Annotated in this window: 24 protein-coding genes and 1 tRNA gene; 17 read left to right on the top strand and 8 right to left on the bottom strand. The window is 69.7% G+C overall.

Annotated features, from left to right (window positions below):
* Positions 1-11 precede the first annotated feature (11 nt).
* The 3 genes from QDR37_RS09040 to QDR37_RS09050 all read right to left on the bottom strand — a co-directional run bounded on the left by QDR37_RS09040 (position 12) and on the right by QDR37_RS09050 (position 2486).
* A complete protein-coding gene (locus QDR37_RS09040) occupies positions 12-626 on the bottom strand; it encodes an HD domain-containing protein (RefSeq protein ID WP_279713305.1) in 615 nt (204 codons plus the stop codon).
* Positions 627-2153, bottom strand: coding sequence for a CYTH and CHAD domain-containing protein (locus tag QDR37_RS09045; protein ID WP_279713306.1), 1527 nt, complete (start codon positions 2151-2153; stop codon positions 627-629).
* A gap of 147 nt (positions 2154-2300) precedes the next feature.
* A complete protein-coding gene (locus QDR37_RS09050) occupies positions 2301-2486 on the bottom strand; it encodes a hypothetical protein (protein ID WP_279713307.1) in 186 nt (61 codons plus the stop codon).
* 396 nt (positions 2487-2882) lie between these two features.
* Here QDR37_RS09050 and QDR37_RS09055 point away from each other — a divergent pair, with 396 nt between their 5' ends.
* The 5 genes from QDR37_RS09055 (at position 2883) to QDR37_RS09075 (ending at position 10228) form a co-directional block, all read left to right on the top strand.
* Positions 2883-3137, top strand: coding sequence for a hypothetical protein (locus QDR37_RS09055; protein ID WP_279713308.1), 255 nt, complete (start codon positions 2883-2885; stop codon positions 3135-3137).
* Positions 3138-3276: 139 nt separating this feature from the next.
* Entirely contained in the window at positions 3277-4569 is a 1293-nt protein-coding gene (locus QDR37_RS09060; protein WP_279713309.1) for an alkaline phosphatase family protein, read from the top strand.
* Complete coding sequence (locus QDR37_RS09065) at positions 4566-5675, top strand: alkaline phosphatase family protein (RefSeq protein ID WP_279713310.1); 1110 nt, start codon at positions 4566-4568, stop codon at positions 5673-5675. The genes QDR37_RS09060 and QDR37_RS09065 overlap by 4 nt, the downstream gene beginning before the upstream one ends.
* A gap of 721 nt (positions 5676-6396) precedes the next feature.
* Positions 6397-8391, top strand: coding sequence for a hypothetical protein (locus tag QDR37_RS09070; protein ID WP_279713311.1), 1995 nt, complete (start codon positions 6397-6399; stop codon positions 8389-8391).
* Positions 8392-8440: 49 nt separating this feature from the next.
* The gene (locus QDR37_RS09075) at positions 8441-10228 is read left to right on the top strand and encodes a hypothetical protein (RefSeq protein ID WP_279713312.1); all 1788 of its coding nucleotides are present in this window, start codon (positions 8441-8443) and stop codon (positions 10226-10228) included.
* A 169-nt stretch (positions 10229-10397) separates the two neighbouring features.
* On the opposite strand, the gene QDR37_RS09080 is transcribed toward QDR37_RS09075, so the two are convergent.
* Positions 10398-11162, bottom strand: a complete 765-nt coding sequence (locus QDR37_RS09080) for an SDR family NAD(P)-dependent oxidoreductase (protein WP_279713313.1) — start codon at positions 11160-11162, stop codon at positions 10398-10400.
* Positions 11163-11824: 662 nt separating this feature from the next.
* Between QDR37_RS09080 and QDR37_RS09085 the strand changes: the two genes are divergently transcribed.
* The 4 genes from QDR37_RS09085 to QDR37_RS09100 all read left to right on the top strand — a co-directional run bounded on the left by QDR37_RS09085 (position 11825) and on the right by QDR37_RS09100 (position 16856).
* Positions 11825-13150: an extracellular solute-binding protein gene (locus QDR37_RS09085; RefSeq protein ID WP_279713314.1), complete on the top strand. Its 1326-nt coding sequence runs from the start codon at positions 11825-11827 to the stop codon at positions 13148-13150.
* 98 nt (positions 13151-13248) lie between these two features.
* Positions 13249-14070, top strand: coding sequence for a sugar ABC transporter permease (locus tag QDR37_RS09090; protein WP_279713315.1), 822 nt, complete (start codon positions 13249-13251; stop codon positions 14068-14070).
* On the top strand, positions 14070-14903 hold the full coding sequence (locus QDR37_RS09095) for a carbohydrate ABC transporter permease (RefSeq protein WP_279713316.1): 834 nt from the start codon (positions 14070-14072) through the stop codon (positions 14901-14903). The genes QDR37_RS09090 and QDR37_RS09095 overlap by 1 nt, the downstream gene beginning before the upstream one ends.
* 42 nt (positions 14904-14945) lie before the next feature.
* On the top strand, positions 14946-16856 hold the full coding sequence (locus QDR37_RS09100; RefSeq protein ID WP_279713317.1) for an alpha-galactosidase: 1911 nt from the start codon (positions 14946-14948) through the stop codon (positions 16854-16856).
* 149 nt (positions 16857-17005) lie between these two features.
* Here the strand turns inward: QDR37_RS09100 and QDR37_RS09105 are convergent, their stop codons facing one another.
* Complete coding sequence (locus QDR37_RS09105; RefSeq protein WP_279713318.1) at positions 17006-17803, bottom strand: SDR family NAD(P)-dependent oxidoreductase; 798 nt, start codon at positions 17801-17803, stop codon at positions 17006-17008.
* On the opposite strand from QDR37_RS09105, the gene QDR37_RS09110 reads away from it, so the two are divergent.
* From QDR37_RS09110 to QDR37_RS09140, 7 genes are all read left to right on the top strand, one after another.
* Positions 17730-18710: an SMP-30/gluconolactonase/LRE family protein gene (locus tag QDR37_RS09110; protein ID WP_279713319.1), complete on the top strand. Its 981-nt coding sequence runs from the start codon at positions 17730-17732 to the stop codon at positions 18708-18710. The two genes, QDR37_RS09105 and QDR37_RS09110, sit on opposite strands and share 74 nt — an antisense overlap.
* Positions 18707-19717 carry a hypothetical protein gene (locus QDR37_RS09115; protein ID WP_279713320.1) on the top strand — a complete coding sequence of 337 codons (1011 nt, stop codon included), beginning with the start codon at positions 18707-18709 and terminating at the stop codon, positions 19715-19717. The genes QDR37_RS09110 and QDR37_RS09115 overlap by 4 nt, the downstream gene beginning before the upstream one ends.
* 67 nt (positions 19718-19784) lie before the next feature.
* The gene (locus QDR37_RS09120; protein WP_279713321.1) at positions 19785-20972 is read left to right on the top strand and encodes a mandelate racemase/muconate lactonizing enzyme family protein; all 1188 of its coding nucleotides are present in this window, start codon (positions 19785-19787) and stop codon (positions 20970-20972) included.
* 33 nt (positions 20973-21005) lie between these two features.
* Positions 21006-21743 (top strand): FadR/GntR family transcriptional regulator, encoded by a 738-nt coding sequence (locus QDR37_RS09125; protein ID WP_279713322.1) that lies wholly within the window; start codon positions 21006-21008, stop codon positions 21741-21743.
* Positions 21744-22320: 577 nt separating this feature from the next.
* Positions 22321-23076, top strand: coding sequence for a hypothetical protein (locus tag QDR37_RS09130; RefSeq protein WP_279713323.1), 756 nt, complete (start codon positions 22321-22323; stop codon positions 23074-23076).
* A gap of 4 nt (positions 23077-23080) precedes the next feature.
* Positions 23081-23350 (top strand): hypothetical protein, encoded by a 270-nt coding sequence (locus tag QDR37_RS09135; protein ID WP_279713324.1) that lies wholly within the window; start codon positions 23081-23083, stop codon positions 23348-23350.
* Positions 23347-23889 (top strand): hypothetical protein, encoded by a 543-nt coding sequence (locus QDR37_RS09140; protein ID WP_279713325.1) that lies wholly within the window; start codon positions 23347-23349, stop codon positions 23887-23889. The genes QDR37_RS09135 and QDR37_RS09140 overlap by 4 nt, the downstream gene beginning before the upstream one ends.
* On the opposite strand, the gene QDR37_RS09145 is transcribed toward QDR37_RS09140, so the two are convergent.
* The 3 genes from QDR37_RS09145 to QDR37_RS09155 all read right to left on the bottom strand — a co-directional run bounded on the left by QDR37_RS09145 (position 23886) and on the right by QDR37_RS09155 (position 24694).
* Positions 23886-24137, bottom strand: coding sequence for a hypothetical protein (locus QDR37_RS09145; protein WP_279713326.1), 252 nt, complete (start codon positions 24135-24137; stop codon positions 23886-23888). The two genes, QDR37_RS09140 and QDR37_RS09145, sit on opposite strands and share 4 nt — an antisense overlap.
* A gap of 295 nt (positions 24138-24432) precedes the next feature.
* Positions 24433-24505: transfer RNA gene (locus tag QDR37_RS09150), tRNA-Lys, on the bottom strand.
* A gap of 30 nt (positions 24506-24535) precedes the next feature.
* Positions 24536-24694, bottom strand: coding sequence for a hypothetical protein (locus QDR37_RS09155; protein WP_279713327.1), 159 nt, complete (start codon positions 24692-24694; stop codon positions 24536-24538).
* A 107-nt stretch (positions 24695-24801) separates the two neighbouring features.
* On the opposite strand from QDR37_RS09155, the gene QDR37_RS09160 reads away from it, so the two are divergent.
* Positions 24802-25428, top strand: a complete 627-nt coding sequence (locus tag QDR37_RS09160; protein ID WP_279713328.1) for a DNA-directed RNA polymerase subunit beta — start codon at positions 24802-24804, stop codon at positions 25426-25428.
* Positions 25429-25471: the final 43 nt, after the last annotated feature.

Below are 25471 nucleotides of genomic sequence, written 5' to 3' on the forward strand. Positions count from 1 at the left end.
GCCCGAGGACGTCAGCCGGCGGGACCCGAGCGGGCGAGGCGTGCTTCCGTGGCCCGGACGGCGGCGGTGACAGCGAGCGCACGCTGCGCCTGGCTGCGGGCGGCGGCGCCGTCGGAGCTGTGGCGCCGGAGCGCCTCGCGGATCCGCTCCTCGACGTCCATCGGCCGGCCGTCGGGTCCGATGGTCTGGTCGGCCCAGGTCAGGGCGTCGGCGAGGGGACCGGCCCAGTAGCCGCGGTGCGCGAACGGGACCATGAGGTGCGCGAGGCCGCAGGCGGCAGCGACGAAGCGAGCGCCGGAGTGGTGGGCGACGAGACCCGCGACCACGGGGTCGCCGAGGACCCGCTGCACGTGATGGGCGCCGTCGATGGGGTGGAACCGGTACCGGCTGAGCGCGGGGGCGTAACCGATGTCGTGCAGCCAGGCGGCCGCCTGCAGGCGTTCCGCGTCAGGTGGGGCGAGGATGCGGGCCGCTTCCATTGCGCGATCGGCGACAGCCTGCGTGTGACGCCATCGTCGTCCGCCGTCGCCCAGCCCCGTGAGCAGGTAGCGGGCGGCACCGCGCGCGTGCGGGATGAGCGCGGAGGACCCCGGGGTCGCCTCTGCTCGGGCGCGTCCGTCCGTCATCTAGCGGTACTTCCTGGCGACCCGTTGCGCCTTCGCACGGGCGGCAGCCGCTCGTTCCTGCTCGCGCTGGTAGAGCAGCCCGTACGTGAAGCCGTTCTCGCCGGCGGTGACGCCGGCGGCCGCCCCCAGCTCGCGGAGCAGCTGGGCCGCGACGGCGCTGTCCTGGTGCTCGCCGAGCAGGTCCTGCAGTCGCTTGTACCGGTCGGCGTGACGAAGCGCCCTGCGCCCGCTCACGGGTGACGCGGCCTCGGCTGCGTACCGCGCTCGCTTGGCGCGCTTCCGAGCGCGGTGCAGCAGCTCGATGTCGCCGCTGCTGTTCGCCGCGGACAGGGCCCGCGTCACCTTCTTGTTCGCGCGGCGGGTGAAGCGCTCGAGCCCGTCCGCCCGGCGGTGTGCCGCACCGGTGAACGGCGGCTCGTCGACCCAGGCGGCGATCTGGGCGAGCAGGTCGAGGTAGCGCGTGTGTGCGAGCGCCTCGTGCAGGTGCTGCCGATCCGTCCTGCGCTGCGTGTGGAGGCGGGAGTCGATGCGGTCGCGGACGGGACCGAGCACGAGCTCGGACGGGATCTCGTCGAGATCGCGATGGAGGCGCTGCTCGAGCACCTGGCTGTCCCGTACGGCGCCGAGGACCTCGGCGTACCAGCTCAGCTCCTCGTCGAGGGACCTGCTGCGCTCGTCGTCGAAGAGCGGAGCGAAGACGCGGATCGCGCTTCGCAGCCGTCGCGTCGCCACTCGCGTCGGGTGGATGGCGCCGTCGTCGCCGCGCCGCAGCGCGAGGTCGCCGAGCAGCAGAGCGCGTTCCTGCTCGGCGAGGTACGGCACGAGCGCGCTCCCCGCCTCCAGGCGCCCGCGCTCGCGCTTCTTCTTGCCGTTCCTGCCCTTCTTGGGGTGTTCCTCGGACCGCCAACCCGCGGTCGCGGCACCCGTGGACGCCTCGTCGAGCGCCCGGGCGAGCTTCGACCTCGTCGTCGCGGGTCGGGCACCCGCGTCGAGCAGCGCGCGGGCGAGCACGGCGAGCTGCTCGTCCGACACGCTCGGTCCGGCGAGCTCCACCTCCAGCTCCGTCCAGCCCGACACGCGAGCCTCCCCGTCGACGTTGGTGCTCGCTCGCACGTGGTCGAGGTCGACGTCGGCGACCGGTGCCCCTGCACCATCGACGACGCGCGTGACGTGGCGCTCCGTGTCGAGGGTGGCGACGGTCCGCAGCGGCGCTCCACGCGTGACGCCGAGCAGGAGGTCCTCGAGCTCGGCGGGTACCTCGTCGGTGAGGGCGAAGCGGATCTCCTCGCGATGCTCCCCGGAGGGCAGCTTGAGCTGCCAGCCGACGTCGTCCGTGCCGGTCCGTCGGCGAAGGGTCAGTCCCGCGCGCCTGAGCGATCCCGTCGGCGTGTCGAAGTAGTCGCTCCGCAGGTGCTCGATCGACGACCGGAGCACGCTGCCGGGTGGAACCACCGCGAGCAGGTCGGGCACGTCGAAATCGTGCTCGACGTCGAACTTCCGCTCCCGCTCGATGAACGAGGTCGGCATGGCTGGACTCCCTAGCGCCCGGCGCGGCTGATCACCGCGCTCAACCCACTCGAGCCAGGACGGTACCGCAGCGGGGTGAACACCGTGAGCGGCGGTGGAGCGACGCTCGATTCAGTCCGCGCCGATTCGGGCCGTGACCGGTCTCGATCAGCGCCGGGGCGATCCGTCCGGCGCACCGCCGCCGAGGTCCCGACCCCTCGTGCCGGCCGACGGGGTGTCGGGCTCCCGTCCGATGACCAGCTGTGCGAGGTGTGCGCCGGACGTGCCGGACCGCAGCGCGTTCGCGATCTCGCGGGTCATGATCCACCTCGACGACGCCAGCCACTCGGTCACCGGCCCACTCTTGCCGCGAATCCGCGGCGCCGCCTCGATCCGAGCCCTGCGGACGGCATCGTTCACCTGCCCGACCCCGCCTCTTCGCCCGCGGGTTCCGCGAAGCCGGCTGTCCGCGCCGAGATCCCTCCGGCCCCGACGAGCGCGGCCCCGCTGCGACGGGGGAGCGGATGCGGGAGCACCCGTCGCTCGCATCGCCGACGGGTGCTCCATCCCGAGGGCTACTTCTTGCCCTTCTTCTTGCTCTTCTTGTCCTTCTTGTCCTTCTTCTTCGCCATCTCGCCTCCCTCCGTCCGCGCGGGCAGCCCCGTGCCGCCGCCACGGAAGTCAACACCTCATTGACCCATCCGGCAACCCGCTGTTGACATGGCGACCTCGTCGATACGCTCGACGACCGTGAGTGGTGACCCCGCGCTGAGACGCCTGAGCAGGGCTGTTTCCGCGCTGCGGCTCATCGCCGACCCGCTGGCCCGCCTCGATGCCGCTCGGGTCGCTCGAGAGCAGATGGAGCAGCTCGAGGTGGAGGCGGTGCAGGCCGCGCGTCATGCGGGGGTGACCTGGAAGGCGATCGGCGCGCTCTACGGCCTCAGCAAGCAGGGTGCGCAGCAGCGCTTCCGCAGCTCGTCCGACGGGGACCCGCCAGGAGCCTGATGGGTGACGTCCTCGGGATCCTGCGCCCGCGCGGGCGGGTCGTCGGCCGCGCGGCGCCCGGGGCTTTCGCAGGCTCGGTTCACCTGCCGGTCACTCCTCCGGCGCGCGTCGTTCCCGGGTCGCTCCTACCGTCCACCGCATGCATCTGAGTCGGAGGCACCTCCTCACGTCCGCGGCCGTCGGCGCTGGGGCCGCGGCCCTCGGGACGACCGCGTTCGGCGCCGTCCGGACGGGTGAGCCGGCGGCGGCCGCCGCGCCCAGGCTCCCGGACCCGGCGACGTCGGGGATCGACCACATCGTCGTGGTGATGATGGAGAACCGGTCCTTCGATCACTTCCTGGGCTGGCTGCCGAACGCCGACGGCAAGCAAGCGGGCCTGGTGTTCACCGACCGGCAGGGCATCAAGCACAGGACGTTCCACCAGACGGCCTACGCGAGCTGCGGCTTCAACGATCCCGACCACTCCTACGAGGGCGGCCGGATCGAGCTGGACGGCGGCCGCTGCGACGGCTGGCTGCGCGCCGGCAGCAACGACGTGCTCTCGATCAGCTACTTCCAGCAGCCGGACCTCGCCTTCCTCGGAAAGGCGGCGACGGCTTGGACGACCTTCGACCGGTACTTCTCGGCCGTCATGGCGGAGACCTACCCGAACCGCTTCTACCAGCACGCCGCGCAGACGGACCGCATCCACAACTCCACGACGACGTCGACCTTGCCCACCATCTGGGACTCGCTCGCCGCCGCAGGGCTCACGGGTCGGTACTACTTCTCCGACGTGCCCTTCACGGCGCTCTGGGGCTCGAAGTACGTCGGCATCTCCCAGCCGGTGAGCGCGTTCTACGCGGATGCCGCCGCCGGCCGGCTGCCGCAGGTCTCGTTCATCGATCCCCGGTTCGAGGACGAGGACTCGGGCACCTCCAGCGACGATCACCCGCACGCCGACATCCGCGCCGGTGAGACGTTCCTGAACCAGGTCTACGAGGCGGTCGTGTCGAGCCCGAACTGGCCGAACACGATGCTCGTGATCAACTTCGACGAGTGGGGCGGCTTCTTCGACCACGTGGCGCCCGGTTCCGCCCCCGACGTGAGCCCGACGACGGCCCTGCGCGGCTTCCGCGTGCCGGCGCTGGTCGTCTCCCCTCGAGCGCGACGCGGCGTCGTCGACCACACGGTCTACGACCACACCTCCGTGCTCCGGGCGATCGAATGGCGCTGGGGTCTGCCCGCGCTCACGCCGAGGGACGCGGCTGCAGCGAACATCGTGCAGACGCTCGACTTCGGGCACAGCCCGAACCTGACGGCGCCTCGGTTCACCGTCCCGCCGTTCACCCCGACCGTGTGCACGCCGGGCGCCGTCGCCGGCCCCGAGAAGAGCGAGTGGTCGGACCTGAAAGCCCTCGCCATCCAGCTCGGTTGGAGCCTCCCCTCATGAGTCATCTTGCGCGCACCGTCGTCGCCGTCGTCGTCGCGGCCCTCGCCGTGAGCGCCGGCGTGCTCGGAGCCGCCGGCGGCGCCAGCGGCGCGACCGCCGTCTCCGCTCCTCACGTCGGGCACGTCTTCGTGATCGACATCGAGAACAAGGGCTACGACGCCACCTGGGGCCCCGGCTCCGCGGCGCCGTACCTGGCGACCACCCTGCGCAGCCAGGGCGCGCTCCTCACGGCCTACTTCGCGACGGCGCACAACTCCCAGCCGAACTACGTCGCGCAGATCTCCGGTCAGGGCCCCAACCCGCAGATGCAGGGTGACTGCCAGATCTACTCGAGCTTCATCGGCGCCGGCACCGTGCCACCCGGCCAGGCCGTCGGCGACGGCTGCGTCTTCCCGGCCTCCGTGCGGAGCCTGCCGGACCAGCTGACCGCGAAGGGCTTGACCTGGAAGGGCTACATGGAGGACATGGGCACGCCCTGCCGCCATCCGGCCTTGAACACCCAGGACGACACCCAGAAGGCGAAGGTCGGGGACCAGTACGCCACCCGGCACGACCCGTTCATGTACTTCGCGTCGATCACCGGCTCGCCGAGCTGCGCCCGGCACGTGGTCGACCTGAACGCGCTCCCGCGCGACCTCGGCACGACCGGGGCCACCCCGAACCTCAGCTTCATCGTCCCGAACCTCTGCGATGACGGGCATGACTCGCCCTGCGTCGACGGGCGCCCGGGGGGCCTGGTCTCGGTCGACGCCTGGATGCGCGTCTGGGTCCCGAAGATCCTCGCGTCGCCCGCGTTCAAGAAGGACGGCGTCCTCGTCATCACGAGCGACGAGTCCGACTCGCCGTCCTCCGACTCCTCCGCGTGCTGCGGAGAGGGCCCGGGACCGAACGCCGCGCAACCGGGCATCACCGGCCCCGGAGGAGGACGTGTCGGCGCGCTCGTCCTCTCCCGGTGGACGGCGGCCGGCAGCTGGAGCACGACGCCCTACAACCACTACTCGCTCCTCGGCTCCATCGAGGACGCGTTCGGGCTGAGCCGTCTCGGCTACGCGAGCAGCCCGGGCCTCAACACCTTCGGCAGGGACGTCTACAACACGATCCGTTGACGCCGGCCGGCGATCGGGGCTCGCCCGCGAGCCCCGATCCTGGACGGCGGAACCGGAGCGTTGGTCTCCGGCCGGTGTGCTTCGAGCCGCTTCGGATCGGTGACCACGTCAGGGCCGGGCAGAGGGGTGGACGAGTTCGACCGGAACTCGTCGCGCCTTCTCTTATACGTATAAAGGGCTGCTATGTTGCCCTCACGACGCGGTTGTCGCCGCGGGGTCAGAGCTGACGTCGAGGAGGACGCTGCTGATGCAGGACAGCGGCGCGAACGCCGGCTTCCGGCGCATCGTCGCCACGGAGCCGCAGCATCCAGGTGTCGAACCGGTGGCCTGCCGGACACGGTCCCACGTGCAGCGTGCCGGCGCCCGTCGGGGCGAGCGCGGCCGCGGGCGGATGCAGGAGCACGGTCCCGAGGTGACCCGACCCGCCACCCTCCCGGGCGACGACGCCGGACGAGGCGCGCGCCGCGGTGGCACGTCGCCGTCGCACCCGTCGCCGCGGCTCCCGGTGGAGCGGGTCGCGCGTCGCAGCGTTCCGCGTGCCGATGGCGCCGCAACCACTGACGGACCTCCTCTCCCGCACGCAGCCGCGAAGTCGCGCGGCTCGGACCGACGTCAATAGAAGGGCAGAAGACACACGACCATGGAACGCAGCGTCTACTTCGACGGATGGTTTCCCCGCCAGCACTGCTATCACCCGAGCCTCCCCACCCGCAGGCTCTCGATGGTCGATGACCTCGAAGCCTTCGGCGCGACGATGCTCGTCTGGTCCGCGCTCGGAGGGGGCAGCCTGTCGCTCCCCTACCTCGAGCAGGAGGCCTACGAGGCCATACCCGCGCGCATGCGCATGTACGGGTACATGAACGATGCCGAGTTCATCCGTGAGTGCGGGCGCCGGGGGATCGACGTCTTCGGCATCGTGTTCGAGGTGCAGGGCTGGGAGTTCCCGGCGGAGCTGTCGGCCGGCGAGGACGAGGTCCTCGCGCTGAACGAGCTTCGCGGTGAGGGTCAGGCCACCACCCTGGGGCTGCGCGAGTTCAACGCCAACACCTATCCGAAGCTGTGGAAGGCGTGGGAGGAGTACTTCCCGGACGGCCTGTTCAACAGTGCGGGAGAGCGCGTCACGAACATCCTCGAGGAATGCGTCTCCCGGGACATCCACGGCAGGGCGCTCCACGCGGAGTGGGTCGAATGCCCTGACCGTGAGCACTTCTGCTACCTCATGGACCGCAACAACCCGGTGTGGCGGGAGTACCTGAAGGCGATCATCCGGATCCAGATCGACGCCGGCGTGCAGGGCGTCCAGCTGGACGAGGCCGAGCTGCCGTACACCGCTCTCGGGTACGGGGGATGCTTCTGCACCGAGTGCATGACCCAGTTCCGGGCGTACCTCCAGCGCCTCGACGAGGCGGAGCTGCCCTCCGAGCTGGTCGGCGTCGACCTGAGCGACTTCCACTACGGGCGATGGCTGCTGGACCAGGGCTACGACTTCGCGCCGGAGAGCCAGCCGCGCACGCCGCTCTTCGATGTCTACACACGGTTCCAGCGCTCGGCCATCGCGCAGTACTTCGCGGAGATCGCGCAGTACGTCCGCACCTACGCCCAGAGCAAGGGCCGGGAGGTGCGGGTGACGGCGAACCTCTTCAACCTCTATCCCCAGTACTTCCCCTTCGAGCCCTATGTGGACGTCGTGGTCACCGAGGTCGACGACCAGACCTTCCGGCAGCCCGCATGGAACAGGTACGCCGCGGGATTCGGTCGAGGCAAGTCGGTCGTCGCGGTCGAGAACCCCTACGGCGGGGTGGTCCTCGACCTGTCCGAGCGGCTGAAGCGGGGCAAGGCGTACGACCTGTTCCGCATCATGCAGTACGAGGCCGCCGCGCTCGGCGTGAACATGAGCCTCCCGTACGGCGCGTGGATGGGCAGCGTGGTGAAGGACTCCTTCCACCCGCCCCACGACCTCAGCATGGAGGTGCAGTCGTTCTTCAAGCAGTTCGACCACCTCTACAGCAACCAGGCGGTGTCGGAGACGGCGGTCGTCTTCAGCGCGGAGAGCGCGTTCCGCACCGAGGAGGGCGCCGGTCGTGCCTCTGGTCGCAACAGCGTCTTCTGGCGGGTGGCAGAGACGCTCGCCAGCAGGCACCAGCCGTACGACGTCGTCTGGTTCCCGGACGGCGAGCTGCGTGAGGACACGCTCACCGAGTCGGAGCTCGCTCGCTACAAGCGGATCGTCCTCCCGCAGTGCGTGTTCCTGACGAGCCGGCAGGTGGAGCTCGTCCTCGACTTCATGAACACGGGCGGCGAGCTGGTCGTGCTGGGCGAGCTCGGCTCCAACCTGTCACGCGACCAGGTCGACCGGATCGAGCGGCACGAACGGTTCCGTCGGATCGACCCGTCCGACGAGGCCATCGCGGCCCTCGTCGAGGAGGAGGCCCAGGTCACCGTCGACCGCGACGTCGACATGGCGGTGAACCTGCACGACCTCGGCGACGAGGGCATCGCCCTGCACTTCATCCGCTACGACTTCGACGAGCCGGCAGACGAGGTGCCGGTTCTCCCGGAGCTGCGCCTGGACGTCCGTCTCCCGAAGACGTTCGGCCGGGCGACCGCTCACAGTCCCGCGTCCGGCTTCACCGCGGAGCTCGAGGAGGCGGCCGGCGACCGGCACGTCCTGCGGCTCCAGAACGTGCCGGTCTACGGGGTCGTGCACCTGAGCTGACGGAGCATCCGCTCAGGCGACAGGCGCAGCGACGAGGAGGAGCGAAGAGATGGCGTGGTACGACGAGCTGCAGTTCCTCGCCGCTGTGCCGATGCCCGAGACCTACGTCCGAGCACTCGGCACCACGGTCAACGGGATGTGGGCGTCGCCAGGTGCGCTGACCGTCGAGGGCGTGGCGGCGGCGCACCGGGACGGCCGGCGCGTCCTCTTCTCCGTCCCGTTGACCGCGCTGACGGCGGAGGTCTACAACGATCCGTCCTCGTCGCGGCTCACCGAGGAGGTCTGCCGGGACATCGACGGCCGCCCGGCCGAGGTCGGCTGGTACTACTGGGAGGACGAGCCGGTCCTGTCGGCGTGCATCTTCAGCGACGAGTTCCGCGATCACCTTCGGGACCTGTGTCGGCACGGCATCGAGGTCGGGGCGGATGTCGTCGACCTCGATGAGATCAACACCAGCATCGGGCTGATGAGCCGTGAGCGGGGCGGTTCCGGGTTCTGCCACCGCTGTCTCCAGCGGTTCCGCACTCACCTGTCCTCCTCGGGACGGCATCCCGACGACGTCGAAGCGCTCGACGACGCGGGCCTGCGCGCCAGGCTCAAGAACGACGACGACCTCTACGGCCGCTACCGCAGCCACCTGGAGGAAGAAGCCTTCGCCGTGATCGCCGACTTCATCGGCGAGCTGCGGACGATCGCCCGAGACAGCAACCCCGACTTCGCGATCACGGCGAACGTGGCGTACCTCGGGAACCGCGTGGCGGACAACGGCCGGTTGTGGGCGGCCAACTGGGGGTCCCTGCTGGACTTCGTGATGATGGAGAACGCCTACCAGCCGTCCAGCGGCTCGGCACCCCACCTCCTCCTCCCGCGGGGGACGTTCGTCCCCTGGTATCGGCTCGGGGCGGCGGTGAGCGGAGCGCCGACGTGGATCTGTCCCAGCATCATCGTGCCGAAGCAGTTCGCCGGACGGTCCCGCAGTCGCTACTACCTCCTGATGTTCCTCGAGGCGTACGTCAACGGCGGACGATGGGGGTACTTCTGGTGGCCCGGCGTCGACGACGAGACCCGACTGCACACGACGGTCCCGCCCGAGACAGCCGCATACACCCGGTTCATCACCGAGAACCGTCGCTACTTCGAGGGGACCGTCCGGAGCAACGCGCTCGCGGTGCTCTATCTCGACAGCTGCGTTCTCGACGATCCCGCGGTCCACTTCGACTTCGTCGCGTTGGCGCAAGCCCTCGCGGAGGGCGGCTATCAGTTCGACGTCGTCTACAGCGGGGACGGCGGTCTCGCGTCGGACGCGCTGCCGGCGGACCGTCTCGATCGGTACGCCGTCGTCATGGCGCCTCACACCGCGGCCGCGACCAGCCGGCAGCTCGCAGCGCTCGATGCCTACTCCGGCCAGGAGGGCCACGAGCTGGTCGCGTTCGCTCCGGCCGCGTCGCGTGCCGGGAGCGAGGGGGCGATGGATCGGACCCTGCTGTCCGACTTCTGGCTCGACTACCGCGTCTCGGACCGGGACCGGATCCTCGCGGCAGTGCCTCCACTGGACGGAGCGAGGATCGTCAGCTCCCTGTCGACCGTCAGGGTGGTGCGGCGCGATTCGGGCCGTGAGGTGGCGCTGCACCTCGTGAACTACGACTATCGCGAGGACGACGACAGCATCGCGGCAGCCAGGGACTTCACGATCGAGCTGGACTGGGAGGGGGCGAGCGCCGCGGCCAGCCTGCGGACGCTCGACGGGGCGATCGAGCCTCGAACCGCCGTCTCGCAGGGTCGCCTGACGATCAGCGTCGATGTCCTCGAGGCGTACGCGCTCATCGTGCTGCGATGAGGTAGCGGGTTCGCGGCCTGCCGCTCCCGGCGCCCGGGATGGCGTCGGGATGACCTCGTTCATCCGGGGCCGGCTCGCGCACCGGCCCCGGACACGGATCGGGTCAGCTCCTCACTTCGGCCGACGCGCTGCCGTGGATGAGCCTCCACTGCGCCGTCGGCGGCCGGATCTACCCGAGGCCCTGCCCGCCGTCGACGTGCAGGCAGGAGCCGGTGATGTAGGAGGCGTCGTCGCTGATCAGGAAGGCGATCACGGCCGCGATCTCGTCGGGACGACCGAGGCGGTTCATCAGCGTGAGCGGGTACTCCTGGCTGAGCAGCGCCGCCTTCCGCGCGTCGGCGTCGGGTCCGGTCCCGAAGTGCATCTCGCTCGCGATCCAGCCCGGGGCGATGCTGTTCACCCGGATCCCGTGGGGCGCGAGCTCAGCGGCCAAGGACCCGGTGAGGCCCAGGACGCCTCCCTTGCTCGCGTCGTACGCCGCGTTCAGCGGTCGCGGGCGGAACGCGCCCTCGGAGGAGATGTTCACGATCGATCCCGGGCCCGCCTGCAGAGAGGGAAGCAGCTCGCGAACGATCCAGGCCGGGGCGGTGAGGTTGATCGCGATCTGGCTGTCCCAGTTCGCGTCGTCGAGCTGTTCCAAGGGCGTCGCACGGATGATGCCGGCGTTGTTGACGAGCCCGTGCAGCACCGGCGCCTGAGAACGCACCTGAGCCCCGACCTCGCGGATCGCGTCGCGGTTGCTGAGGTCGACCTGCAGGAAGGACGCAGTCGTCCCTCCGCTCTGCAGCTCGCCCACCACGGTCGCGGCGCGGTCGGCGTCGTGATCCAGGATGATCACCGCCGCGCCCTCCGAGGCCAGGCGACGCGACGTGGCTGCCCCGATCCCCGAGGCGCCCCCCGTCACCACGACGGTCCGATCGTTCAGACGCTTCACTCGCTGTTCCTTTCAGTTCGCATCATGTCCAGTGCGGGAATGGTCCGCTCCGCGGCGTCGTCGAACCGCAGCGCGAGGTGGTTGCGCCGCTGGTCGAGGGCGGCGGACGCGGCGGATCGGCCGTCGACGGCGAAGAGCCGGCCGCGTGCGCTGGCGGGAAGCGAGCGGGCGAAGATCCCCGCGGTCTTCCCTGCCCCGAGGACGGCCCAGCGGGGTCCGCGTCGAGGTCGCTCCACCGCTACACCGTTCCTGCATCTCGATGCCTGCGCCCGCTTCGAACGAGTGAGTCGGCAACTCTGCCTGGTCCGTACCGACGTCCGTCGTTGAACCGGTTCAGTACAGAATCTATGGCCGTGGCGGCCCCGCGGTCAAGCCGGGTCGCGGAGAAGCGCGGGCGAGCGGAAGCCTCCGGGCGACCGCGTACCGGTTGACTAGGGGGCCGAGGCTCGGGCGACACGGGCGTTTGTTAAGGTAGTATTTTTCGCGTCAAAGGTACTACGATTGCGACACCGCCGACGTGGCCGGTGCCGTACCTGTTCCTGAGCAGAGCCCTCGCCCCTGATGCCGACTCGTCGGATGGCGCGGACGCAGCGATGGAGGGAGCGACTCCCGCCCCGCGGATGCACAAGGACTCCACTCGCCCGACGCAAGAAGGAAGAACGATGCCGTTCAAGAAGCCAGCTGCGTTCCTCGCCGCTGCAGCCCTCCTCGTAAGCCTCTCCGCCTGCTCGGGCGACTCGAGCGGCTCGGGCGGGAAGGTCACCCTGACGGTGTGGGACCCCGCTCTGCTGACGCACCTGAGCACGTCCGGGAAGCTGGATGCGAAGACCTCCTTCATGCAGGCGGCGGCGGTCGCCTACGAGAAGCGCCACCCGAACGTGAAGGTGAACGTCGTCCAGACGTCGGGCGACATCACCAAGTCCTCCGCTCAGTTCCAGGCCGCGTCCATCGCAGGTAACGGGCCCGACATCCGTGTCGGGTTCACCGGTGGCAACACGGACTCGTACGCGCGGTTCCTGCTCGACCTCAGCAGCACCTTCAGCCCCGCCACGATGAAGGACCTCTCCGGCTGGAACACGGTGCGGCTCGGATACAAGCCCAACGGCAAGCTCCTGGCCCTTCCCTACGGTGCGGGGTCGTACTTCTACGTCTTCTACAACAAGAAGCTCGCGGCCCAGGCGGGCCTCGACCTCACCACGCCACCGAAGAGCTGGGAGGACCTGATCGCGCTCGGTCAGCAGGTCAAGAGCAAGACGAAGCTCACGCCCTTCTTCATCGCGAACCAGGAGGGCTACCCCGGGGCGTGGATCGTCGCGGCTCTGGTCGGCGGTCAGCTCGGGAGCAACGCGTTCACCGAGATGTACAACGGGAACCCCTCGATCGACGATCCCGCGGTTCGGAAGGCGTACGCCGCCTACGCGCAGCTGCATTCGGCCGGCGTCACGAACAACGACGCGAGCAGCACGCCCAACGCCAACCAGCTGAGCGGATTCGCCCAGGGGAAGAGCGTCTTCACCATCGCCGGGGACTGGGACAACGCCGATCTCTACAAGTCGATGGGCGACAACGTCGGTGTCTTCCCGATCCCCACGCTCCAGGGTTCGAAGTACCCCACGGCGGTCGCCGGAGGACCGAACGAGGCCATCTCGATCACCAACTACTCGTCCCACCAGTCGGAGGCCAAGGACTTCCTCAGATTCCTGGCCGAGCCGTCGACCATCGACATGTACGTCAAGATGGCCCAGAAAGAGGCGTCGAACAGCGCCAAGGCCGACTTGAGCGTCATCACGAACCCGCTGCTCAAATCTGAGGCCCCGGCCATCAAGGCGGCGGACGCGAAGACGTTCCCCTTCGACAACATCATGCCGCAGCCGACGATCGATCTCTTCTACAAGGTGAACGCCGGCGTCTTCACCGGGACCGTCACTCCCGCCAGTGCCGCTCAGCAGCTGGAGGCGGAGTTCAAGAAGGACAAGGCCGGCCAATGACGGTCGCGGAGGGGCCGGCCCGCCCCGCGCGAGTAGCCGGCCCTCCGCGGCGGGCGGCCTGGCAGCGGCGAGAGAGGTTGGTCGGGCTGCTCGCGGTGATGCCCGCCGTCCTGCTCGTCGGCGGCTTCATGCTGTACCCGGTCGGGTACGCGCTCTGGATCTCCCTCAACCGCTCGGACGGCGTCACGTTCGAGTGGGTCGGCCTCCAGAACTACACGGACCTCCTCGCCAATCCTGTCCTCCACCAGGTCTTCCTCACCAACCTGGTGATGCTGATATCGGTTCCCCTCGTCATCATCACCTCGCTGATCTGCTCAGTGCTGCTCTACGAGCGGTGCTGGGGATGGCGACTGTTCCGCGTGCTGTACTTCGTCCCGAACGTGCTGTCGACCGCGGTCGTCGGGCTGATCTTCCGGAACGTGTTCGGCTACTCGGGTCCGGTGAATGCGGTCCTGACAGCCAGCGGTCTCCCGAGGATCGATTTCTTCTCGAGCGCCGGCACCGCGATCTTCGTGATCATCCTCGCGCTCGTGTGGTCGGGATTCGGGTACCAGAACCTGATCCTCCTCAGCGGCCTGAGCGCCATCAACCCGGAGATCTTCGAGGCGGCGAGCATCGACGGGGCGGGCTGGTGGCGTCGCCTCTTCGCAGTCACGCTCCCGAACCTGCGCGGTCCACTCGCACTCGTCTCGATCCTGAACGTCTTGTACACGTTCACGTCCTTGTTCGGCTTCATCTTCGTCATGACGGCGGGGGGACCGGGATATGACACCACCACGCTCGATTACTTCATCTACAGCCTGGCCTTCTCCTCCGGGAACATGGGCGAGGGCGCCGCGCTCGCGGTGATGGTGTTCGTTCTGATCGGCGGCCTGACCGTGCTGCAGCTCCGCATGTTCAAGGTCGCGGAGGAGAGCTGATGACGAGCGTCACCCTGCCCCGAAAGGCGCGCATCCCCGTCTTCGTCGTCCTTCTCATCGTGGCGTTCAGCGTGGTGTACCCCGTCGTGTACCTCGCCCTCGCGGCGTTCCGGAGCAACGCGGCGTACCTGCGCGACCCCCTCGGCCTGCCGTCGTCCCTGATGATGCAGAACTTCGACGTGCTGTGGAACGGCTACGGCGTCGGCCGCGCCCTCGTCAACAGCTTCATCGTCGTCGGGTCGGGACTGATCCTCCAGGTCGTCGTCGCCCTGCTGGCCGCGTTCGCGCTGGCGAAGATGGCGGTACCCGGAGGCCGGGTCATCAGTGCGTCGTTCGTCTCCGTGATGCTGATCCCGAGCCAGGTCCTGATCATCCCGGTCTACCTGCTGCTGTCACGCGTCCACCTCGTCGGCAACCTGGTCGGGCTGATCCTGGTGTACGTCGCGACCGGCCTTCCGTTCGCGGTCTTCTTCCTGACCATCACCATCCGGTCGATCGACCAGGCGGTGCTCGAGGCCGCCCGCATCGACGGCGCGGGGTTCCATCGGACCCTGACGTCCGTCGTGGTGCCCATGGCCGGAGGCGGTATCGCCACCCTCGCGGTGCTGCAGTTCCTCACGATGTGGAACGAGCTGCTGTTCGCGTACATCCTGCTGCCGAACACGGCGTTGACGCTCGTCACCCCGGCGGTGTCACAGATCGGCACCAACCTCGTCGGGAATCAACCCCTGGTCTCGGCCGGCCTGATCGTCACCGCCCTGCCGCCGCTGATCCTGCTCTCCTTCACGTCCCGCTACCTCGTCGCCGGCCTGTCAGCGGGCATCGGCAAGTAGTCCGGTTCGGCCTCCGACGCCGCCGGAAGATTGGAAGTCTCCATGCCCAAGGGTCACCTCGACGACACGCTCTCGGCCGCGGGGGTGCCTGCGATCGCCGGGCTCTCCACGCCCGATGGGCCGGGTGAGCGCACGCAGCACGCCGAGCGCCTCGGTGACACGGGTGAGGTGTGGGAGTTCGGCCTGTCCGTGCGCAACACCTCCACGGATCCGCTGGACGTGCGCGGCCTCGAGCCCTTGAACGGACGCCTCGCCGGAGAGGGCTGGAACGCGAGCTGGTTCCGGTCGGCCTGGGGCGAGGAGTTCGAGCCGGAGGGTCGTCCGGTCGCGGAGGGCGTGTCGCTCGTCGGGACGGCAGGACGCTCCTCCCACGGGGTGCACCCGTGGCTCCTGCTCGAACGCGTCGGCCAGGCCGTCCTGATCTGCCCGGCGTGGAGCGGGAACTGGTCGATCCGGATCGAGCGCGACGGGGCGCTCCGGGCGGGAGTGTCGCCCGATCAGCTCCAGCTGACGCTGGCGCCCGGAGACTCGGTCTCGGCACCGGTGGTCTACGTGTCGGTGGGCGCGAACGCGGATGAAGCCGTCTCGCAGCTCGCGGACGCGGTGGGGAAGCACGTGATCCCTCGATCCGCTGCCTCCGAGCGTCTCGCGGTGGAATGGAACAGCTGGTGGCCGTACGAGGACCAGGAGATCGAGGAGCGGGTCTTCACCGCCAACGCCCGCCTGGCCAAGCAGGTCGGTGCGGAGTACGCGACGTTGGACGCCGGCTGGTTCGGCGCCTCGGATCCCGAGAGCGACTGGACCTTCGAGCGCGGCGACTGGGACGCGGTGAACGATGCGCGATTCCCGTCAGGGCTCCGGGACCTGGCCGAGAGGACCCGTGCCGAGGGGTTGGCCTTCGGCATCTGGCTCGAGGCCGAGGCGGTCGGCGCCCGCGCTCGGCTCCGTACGCAGCAGCCGGAGATCCTGGCGCGCCGCATCGGGGGAGAGCCGGTCCGCGTGGTGCACGGCGTAGGACTCGACCCCGATGATCCCGGCTTCCTCGGGTACGTCTGCATGGGTTCCCCGGCCGGCCGCGCCTATGTCGCTGCGGCGTTGGACGACGTCATCGCTCGCACCGGCGCGGAATGGTTGAAGCTGGACTTCAACATCGACCCGGGCCCCGGATGCAATCGCACGGACCACGGGCACGGTGCCGGCGACGGCCTGTTCCGTCACTACCAGGCGCTGTACGAGGTGCTCGACGAGTTCCGGAAGCGCCATCCCGACGTCATCTTCGAGGCCTGCTCCTCGGGGGGGCTCCGGATCGATCTCGGCCTCGCGAAGCATGTGCACTGCATGTTCCTGTCCGACCCCGACTGGACCGAGCACCATCTCCAGACGCTCTGGGGTGTCAGCAGGATGCTTCCGCCCGCAGCGATCCTGCACTTCACCTGGTCGCAGTGGCGGCACGACCACCCGGATCAGAAGCTCGACTTCGGCAGCATCTCGGTCGACGACTTCGACACGACCATCCGAGCTGCGATGCTCCACCGGTGGGGCGTCTCGCTCCGCTTGCCGGAGCTGCGGCGCGAGCTGCTGGAGCGACTCGGGCAGCACATCGAGATCTACCGGAGCACCCTGGCTCCGCTCGTCCGTGAAGGCCGTCTCCGTCCGGTCAACGGCCAGCCGCGACGGCATGGTGCGGGGGAACGACGCCCCGTATTCCAGCTGAGCGGCGACTCGGCGCATGTTCTGGGCGTCTTCGTCCTCCCTGGCGGAGAGTTCTCCGCCGTGGCGCGGTGGGCGCCGGACAGCGCACTGGTGGCTGAACGCCGATATCGGGTCAGCGAGCTCGGCGGCAGGTCCGAGGCGCGCGTGGTGACCGGCCGGGACCTCCTGGAGGGCGTGAGCCTGCTGCAGGAGACGGGCGCGACCTCCTGGTTGCTCCTCGCCGAGGCGCTGGCGGACTAGTCGGGTCGGCGCGCCCGCTTCGGAGCTCGAGCGGGCGCGTCCGCTCTTCTCATGTGCGCTCGGTTCGCCGTGCGTGCGTGCGCGCGGTCGGCTCGCGAGGAGGAGGACGACTGCACCTGGGCCGGGGCCGCGGCCGTCGTCGGCGCTCGTCAGAAGGTGGCGGTCATGCCGCCGTCGACGGCGAGCACCTGGCCCGTCACGTAGGTGTTCGCGGGGGAGCACAGGAACAGTGCAGCCTCTGCGACCTCCTCCGGCTCTGCTGGGCGCCTCAGCGGGATACGAGCGTTCTCGACGTAGATCGTGCGGAACCAGTCGGTCTCGTACTCGGTCGTGCCGTCGGCGTAGCGGGCCATCGGGGTGTTCACGAAGCCCGGGGCGAGCGCGTTCACGAGAACGCCGTCGTCGGCGAGATCGCAGGCGAGGTCGCGGGTGAGGTTCACCAACGCCCCCTTCGACGCTCCGTACGCCAGCGAGTCACGGGCTCCCCGGAAGCCCTGGATGGAAGCCACATTGAGCACGCGCCCCGACCCCGACGCTCGCAGCTGCGGCAGCAGCGCCAGGGTGACGGCCACCGCTCCTTCCAGGTTGACCCGGAGGACCGCTCGGACATCCGCCATGGTCAGGCCGGATGTCGGCACCTCACCGCCGACGCCGGCGTTGTTCACGAGCACGTCGATGGCACCGAGGCCGGCGACGACCTTCTCGGGAAGCGTCGCCACCGCGGAATCGTCGGCGATGTCGAGCGGCAACGAGGCGGCACTCCCGCCGGCCGCCCTGATCCGTGCCGCTGTCGCGTCGGCCCCCGCCTCGTTCCGGTCCGTGCAGACCACTGCGCACCCCGACCGGGCCAGCGCCTCCGCGATCGCGGCTCCGATGCCGCTTCCCGCTCCCGTCACCAAGGCGTTCCGTTGCTCGCTGCGGGAACCGGCACTCGCACTCGCGTACATTCGTCATATTTTACGGGAGGAAGGGGTCGAGGTGAGGGCGAACGAAGTCGTGGGGTGCCAGAACGTGCTGGGGGAGTCCGTGCTGTGGCATGCGCCGAGTCGTCGTCTCTACTGGCTCGATCTCGCGGACCCCGCTCTGTTCTCCCTGGATCCGGGCTCAGGAGCCGTGGAGCGTCGGAGGCTCGCGGGGGCGGTACCGCTCGGCGCTCTCGCCTGCGCCGCCTCCCCGCATGAGCTGGTCCTGGTGAAGCGCGAGGGGGTGCATCTGCTCGATCTCCGCGACGGGCGAGAGCGTCTGGTGGCGCATCCCCTGCACGGACGGACCGATCTCGCCTACAACGACGCCGGCGTCGACGCAGCGGGGCGGCTCTGGGTCGGCACCGTGGAGGAGTCGGAGACGCGGCCGTCTGCAGAGCTGTTCGTCGTCGAGACGGACGGCACGTGGCGGCCTGCGGTCCAGGGACTCGTCATCTGCAACGGCCCGGTCTTCAGCCCGGACGGGGCCCTGGTGTACGTGAGCGACACGGCTGCGGGCCTGGTGCGCGTCTTCGACGTGGTCGACACCTTCGGTGTAGCGAACGGACGGGTCTTCGCGCGCTTCGCCGCCGGCGACGGGCTGCCGGACGGGCTGGCCGTCGACTCGGAGGGTGCGCTCTGGGTGGCGCATTGGGCAGGGGGACGGGTCTCCAGATGGGATCCCTCCGGCACGCGGATGAGCGAGATCGAGGTCCCGACGCCGAATGTCACGAGCGTCGCCTTCGGGAACGAGGACCTGTCGTCGCTCTACATCACGACCGCTCGCGACCCGTATGAAGGCGGGGAACGGCGGCTGCCGTCGGGATCACTGTTCGTCGCCGAGGTCGGAGTGCGGGGACGGCTCCCGCAGGCGTGCCGGATCGCGGCATGACGGAGGTCCGGTTCTCCTGGTCTCACGGCACCGCCGTCGTCTCGACCACCGCCGCGATGCTGACCGAATGCATCTTTCAGGTCGACGGCCGACCATTCGCACCGTTCGCCACGCCCTGGTGGGGCCCCGACGACTTCGCGCGCCTTCCGGGTCACCTTCGTGTGCTCGGCGCGGAGTTCGTCTGCGTCCCGTTCGGTGAGGGGGGCCCGCTCGAAGGTGCGGTGGCCGAGTGGGAACCCCTGCTCGACCGGCCGGCGAACTCGCCCGGGCACGGGATCCCGGCCGACGCGGAGTGGGATGTGGCTGAAGGCCGCCCCGACGGACTCACGCTGAGGCTCCAGCTCCCCGAGGACCACCCGATCGATGCCATCGAACGTCGTATCGATGGCGTCCCGGGCGAGCCCACGCTCCGCCTTCAGCTGGTCATCTGGGCACGTCGCCGCAGCCGCACCTCGCTCGGCCTGCATCCCATCGTGCGGCTCCCGGATGCGCCTCGGAGCCTCGCTGTGGAAGCCGAGTTCGACGTCGGCTTCACCTACCCGGCCCCGACACCGACCGACTCCCCTGGCGAGCCGACGGCTCCTCGGATCCGGTGCGGGCAGCGGTTCAGCGCGCTCGAGGCGGTGCCGTCGACATCGGGCACGGAGGATCTGTCGCGTCTGCCCCTCGAGCGGGCGAGTGAGGAGATCGTGCAGCTCGCGGGAGTACGCCGTCCCGTCGTCCTGCGTTTCGCGGACGAGGGCGCCTCGCTCGAGATCGACTGGGATCGGTCCAAGCTGCCCTCCGTTCAGCTCTGGCTGTCCGATCGCATGCTGCAGGGGGATCCCTGGCGCGGCCGCTACCGAGCGCTCGGTGTGGAACCCATCGCCTCTGCCTTCGACCTCGCTGCAGAGGTGTCCACCAGCCCGAACCCGATCTCCCGCGCCGGCTTCCCGACGTCGGTGGCGCTGGAACCGGGGCGCCCCTTCCTCGTCGACTACCGCCTTCGGGCTTCTGCTGAAAAGTAATATCTTTGCTGTAGAGTTCTTCTGCTCCTGCGGGGCTCTCGCGCGCCCGCCATGACGATTGGTTCCCATGCGCATCGATGCCGTCGACTTCTTCTACCTCTCGATGCCCGAGGTCACGCTCGAAGCGGACGGGAGCCAGGACGCGCTCCTCGTCCGCGTGGCAGGCGACAACGGGGTGGTGGGATGGGGCGAGTGCGAGGCGTCGCCCCTGACCTCGATCGCTGCTTTCGTGACCCCCCGATCCCATGGCGTCTGCCGGCCGGTCGCGGACTCCGTACTGGGCGAGACCATCGATGGCCCGGAGGACATCACCCGCATCACAGCGCAGGTGCAGCGCAACAGCATGGATCTGCTGCAGGCCGCGCACACCTTCTCGGGGGTGGAGATGGCGCTCTGGGACCTGCTCGGCAGGACGAGGGAGCAGCCGGCCTGGTCGCTGCTCGGCTACGCGTCGAGTCACGGCAAGCAGCCCTACGCGTCGATGCTCTTCGGTGAGACCCCCGAGGAGACCAGGGTGAACGTGCTGAGCGCGGTCGAGCGCGGCTTCAGGGCGGTCAAGGTCGGCTGGGAGGGCTTCGGCGCCGGCCACGCCGCGAGCGACGCGGACCATCTCGCGGCCGCTCGTGAGGGCCTCGGTGACGACGGCGTCCTGCTCGTCGACGCGGGCCAGATCTGGATCGAGGACGTCGCTGCCGCCTCCGAACGGATCGAGTCGCTCGAGCAGAACCACGTGACGTGGCTCGAGGAGCCCTTCCTCGCCGACTCCTACAAGGCATATGCCCAGCTGGCCGCGCGCGGGCGCACGCTGCGACTGGCCGGTGGGGAGGGTGCCCACAACGCGCGCATGGCACTCAATCTGATCGACTACGGCAGGATCGGCTACGTGCAGATCGACTGCGGCAGGATCGGCGGCCTCGGGCCTGCGAAGCAGGTCGCCGACTACGCGGTCGGGGCCGGCGTCGTCTACGTGAACCACACATTCACGTCCCATCTCGCGCTCTCGGCCTCGTTGCAGCCCTTCGCCGGCCTCGAGAACCACCGCATCTGCGAGTACCCGGCCGAGCCGAAGCAGCTGGCGATCGACATGACCGTCAATGCCCTGCGTCCCGATCAGAACGGCCTCGTGTTCGCGCCCGATGCGCCGGGGCTCGGCATCGAAGTGAGCACGGCCGCAATCGCCACCTACGGTGTGCCGGTGCGGATCGAAGTCGGTGGCGCGGAGGTGTTCTCGAGTGGACCGAGCGTGTTTGCCTGAGTCCGGCTTCCCCGACCGGCGGCCGGGGCTGATGTGAACCTCGGTTCGGGATACGTCCTCCGGGGTGTCCAGGGGCGTGTCATCGACAGCATCGGACGGGCCATCGTCGGTGGTCGCTACGTCCCGGGGGCCTCTCTGCCGCGTGAAGCGGAGCTCATGGAGGAGTACGGCGTCAGCCGGACCTCGCTGCGCGAGGCGATGAAGGTGCTGGCCGCGAAGGGGCTCATCGAGATCCGGCAGAAATCCGGAACGCGAGTGCGGCCGCGATCCAGCTGGAACGTCTTCGACAGCGACCTCTTCGCGTGGTCGATGGAACACGGCGGGAGCGAGGCGGCGATCAGTGACCTCATCGAGCTCCGGCTGCTGCTGGAGCCATCGGCCGCTCGGCTCGCGGCCAGCCGAGCCACCATGGCGGACGCGACCCGGATCGACGCCGCCCTGACGGCGATGACCGCGGCCACCGCCGACCGGGAGGCCTACGCGGAGCACGACGTCGCCTTCCACCTGGCCGTCTTCGCCGCGTCGCACAACGTCTTCCTCGAGCGGTTCGGCAGCCTCGTCGCGGACTTCCTCCGGCTGACGTTCGACATGCAGCAGAAGGTCCTGCTGGAACGCACGAACGAGGTGGACTTCACCGAGGACGCCGCCCGGCACCGCGTGGTCTATGACGGCATCACCCGCGGTGCGCCCGACGCCGCGGCCGACGCCATGACCGAGGTGGTCCTCGACGGTAAGCGGAACCTCATCGCCGCCGTCGAGGCGATCGACTAGTACGTCTCCCACTCGGGCGCTGCTCGTCGGGTTCGCCCGGTGCTCTCCCTGGCGGACGTCTTCCGCCGACAGCGTGCTGCGTGACGCGTCGGTCCTCGTCGCCGGTGGAAGTCACGAGGAGCTGGCCGAGACGCGACTTCGCGTCCCGCAACGGCCTGGCGGGCCGGACGTTCCTCGGGGGCGCCACTGTCGCCTTCGTGGCCACGGTCGTTCGGACGAAGGGCGAAGGTCTCTCGATCGAGGAGCACGGCAGGACCGGGACCTCGAGAGGGACCTCCGGGTCGCCGCGGGAGGCCGCCGCCCTGCTGCACGCCCGGATCGTGCACCGGGTCCAGATCCGCGCAGACGCGCGGGGACGTGGGCCCCGTGGGGCTCGAACCCACGACCCAGGGATTAAAAGTCTCAGGGGCCCTGGTTTTGCGCGTATTGACCGCGCTCGCAACCGGTACAGCTTCGCCGGTCAGGCGCGGATTTCGTCGTCGCACTCGGTCGTCAGCGTACTTGGGGGTGCTAGGAGCGTCGCCTAGCGGGCGCCTAGCAGTGCTCGCTGTCGTACCCGCGTCCTAGCGTCCCTTCTGTGGTGTCAGTGGAATTCGAGGCGGCGTGGGTGCCGTACCGCGTCATTGACTACGAGCTGGCTGTGCAGCCGGCTGTCGCCTTCGCTGCACGACCGACTGGCCGGGGCAAGGTCGTCGCCGTGCACGTCAAGCCGGACGTCGACTCCACGCCGGCTCTTCGTCGGTTCGCACAGCGAGCGACTGTGATCACGAACCGCACGAGCGCCGGCGCGCTGCAGGGCAGCGACGTGCTCGCCTTCGTGCCCGATTGGAAGCTGCTCGAGCTCGCCGTCCGCAGCGCTCGTAGTGGCTCGCTCGTGGCCGTTGAGGACCCGGGATCGGTGCTGCGTGGTTGGGCGCAGGCGGTTGGGGCGGTGAATCTCGGCACGGGTGGGCCGACTCCGGATCCGGCCACCGACCAGGTGCGTGAGGCGATCGAGCATATTGCCTTCGCCGGGAACAACGGCTGGGGTCGGAAGGCGTTCGGCCGTACGTCGACGCAGCACGTCCTGCGACAGCTCGCCGAAGCGGGGTGGACGGACGGGGCGAGGATCGTCGGCGGTGTCTTCGCGCTGGGCAAGTCCGCCAGCTCCCTCGGCGACCTCGAGGAGCTCGTGGCCGCGGCGTTCGGGTCCGCTCAAGCAAGGGAGTTCAGCTTCCACCAGTGGACCCGGGCGGACGAGGCGAAGCAGTGCCCGGTCGATAGCTACCCGATGGTTGACGCCGCCGCGCACGAGTGGGTGTGTCGGTCCTGCGGCCATCAGGAGCGGAAGTAGCGGCGTGGTGCTGTGCTGGGCCCTCGGCCTTGTGTTGCTGGTAGCCGGCGCTGTCGTGTCGGTTGTCGGGATCGGCTGGAGCGTGCGCCTGGGGCCCACCGTGCGTGAACCCGGCGACGGCACGATCGAGCTGAACCTGCCGACGGAGGCGGAGGCGCGCGTCGAGCAGCGTGCGCAGCGGCGCCGTCTGCTCGCGGCTCAAGTCGGCGTGCTGCTGGCAACCGTCGGCGGCGTCCTCTCGGCCTTCGGTCAGCAGCCCTGGTCGCACGGATGAGCGACGCGGTCGGCTCCGCCGCGCTCTCGCTGCTCGTGAGCGTCTTCGGCACGCTGCTCACGCTGCTCACGGTGGGCCGGCTCACCGTGAGCAGGATGAAAGCGGAGGAGCAGGTGGCGGCGCGTCGGGCCGTGCGCGCGGCCGTGATGCCCATTGTGCGCGACATCGAGCGGTACCGCCGCGGACAGCTAAACGGCTTCCACCGAGCGGAGGATGCCGCACATGCGGAGGACGGCGTTCGCGCCGCGCAAGTGCACGCGGCGGCCGAGAACCTGGTCTGGTGGCGTGCGGTACTCGTCCGGCGCCGCTGCCGGCGCGTGTTCGGCAAGCGCATGAGCGACCTCGGCCGCGACTTCGCCGACCAGCCGACTCAGGTCGGCGCCACTCGTATCACCGCCGACCTCCTCCTCAATCCGCGTGGCCGGCCGTCCGAGGAGTTGCGAGCCGGCCTCCTGCATCAGGGACTGCGGGCGGACCGGCGGTCCGCCGTGACGCGGAAGCTGGTTCGAGAGCTGCGCAAGCTCGCGAGCTCGCGCTAGTCGCGCGCGGCGGGTCCTGCCCTAGGGGCGCGGCACGCGGCCTTGGCCTCGAGGTCGAGCAGCTCGAGCTGCTGCTCGCGCAGGTCGTAGCTGATGAGCTCCGCTGCCTCGAGCTGCTCCTGCTGGAAGGCGTCGCGCTCGAGGCGCTCGTGCTCGTCACGCTCAGCAGCGGAAGGGAAGCGCTGCCCACAGAGGAAGCACATGGGCTGACCGAGCGGGGACAGCCGGGCCGTGCGCGGTGCGGTCATCGTCGTCCCCGTTTCGGAGTGCTGCTCGGAATGGTCTGCGGTGGGTGCGACTGCGAGGCCGGCGCCTTGTTTCCGTCACTCACCCCCTACCCTCGGCTTTCCGTCGATCACGGCGAACGTCTACAGCCACGCGCTCGGCGACGCCGGAGCGCGGGCGGCGCAGGCCCTTTCGGCGGCGATTCCGGTGCAGTTGCCGGGCGCCGCCTCGCATCCGCCTAGCGCGACACCTCTGCCGGCCGTGCCGGACTAGCGATGAGCGCCAACAAAAGGGCGGTCCACCAGGCGTTTCCCTCTGTGGGCCCCGTGGGGCTCGAACCCACGACCCAGGGATTAAAAGTCCCTTGCTCTACCGACTGAGCTAGAGGCCCGTGCCGGTCAGGATACCGGGGGAGGGCGCCTCAGGCCCGGCTCTGGATGTACCTGAAGATGTAGCCGATGATCGCCACGATGATCAGGATGATCGCGATCCAGAACAGGAAGAAGATCGCCTTCACGGCGAGCCCGAGGATCGCGAGCACGACGCCGATGACCAGCAGGGTGATGAGGAGTCCAGCCATGGCTGGAGCGTAAGCCGATTCCCTGGAGACGACCAGAGTGCGCACGGCCGGTTCCCGGACTTCGGAGACGGGCCCTCGCTTCGAGCCCCGCTTCGTATCGTGGACGGATGGCCGACTTCCACCGCCCCGTCCGGATGCCCGCGGAGCACTTCGACTTCGTGAAGGGCGGCGAGGACCCGGCCGTGCTCGTACGCACCGCGCACGAGACCGCGCAGGCGCTCGTGAGCCGGGTGCGGGCGGATCCGGATCCGGAGATCGTCGAGCGCCTCGTCGCCTTCGCCGAGCGCGAGGGCATCGACGCCGTCGCCGAGCTGTGGTCGCGTGCGGCGCCGCACAGCCTGCCCGGGGCGCTCTGGCGGCTCTACCTGCTGCGAGAGATGACCCGCCGCGACGCGGAGCTCGTCAGCCTCGCCTTCGCTCGCGGCACCGAACGGCTGAAGTCGATCGACGCCCTCGTCGCGGGTGCGCCCACCCCGGCCGGCCCCGAGGAGCTGCTCGCGGTCGCCGACGAGATCCTCCGCGGCGTCTTCGAGGGCGACCTCGCGCTCGCCCTCGACCGCGCGGCGGCGTTCGCGCGGGTCACCGCCTCCGGCTGCACCGACCTCGCGGACGACGCGGACGCCACGGAGCCGGGGCGGGCCGGCGCGCTCACGACCCGCGCGGCTCGACTCGCCCGACTCGCCGAGGAGCTCTCAGCGAGCGCGAGGCTCTGGCGGGACGGCGCTTTAGACTGAGGACGGCCTTCGGGCCGCGCACCGGGCCGCAGTAACCCCGGGC

Origin of the sequence: Amnibacterium sp. CER49, assembly GCF_029846255.1 — a bacterium.
Classification (GTDB): domain Bacteria; phylum Actinomycetota; class Actinomycetes; order Actinomycetales; family Microbacteriaceae; genus Amnibacterium.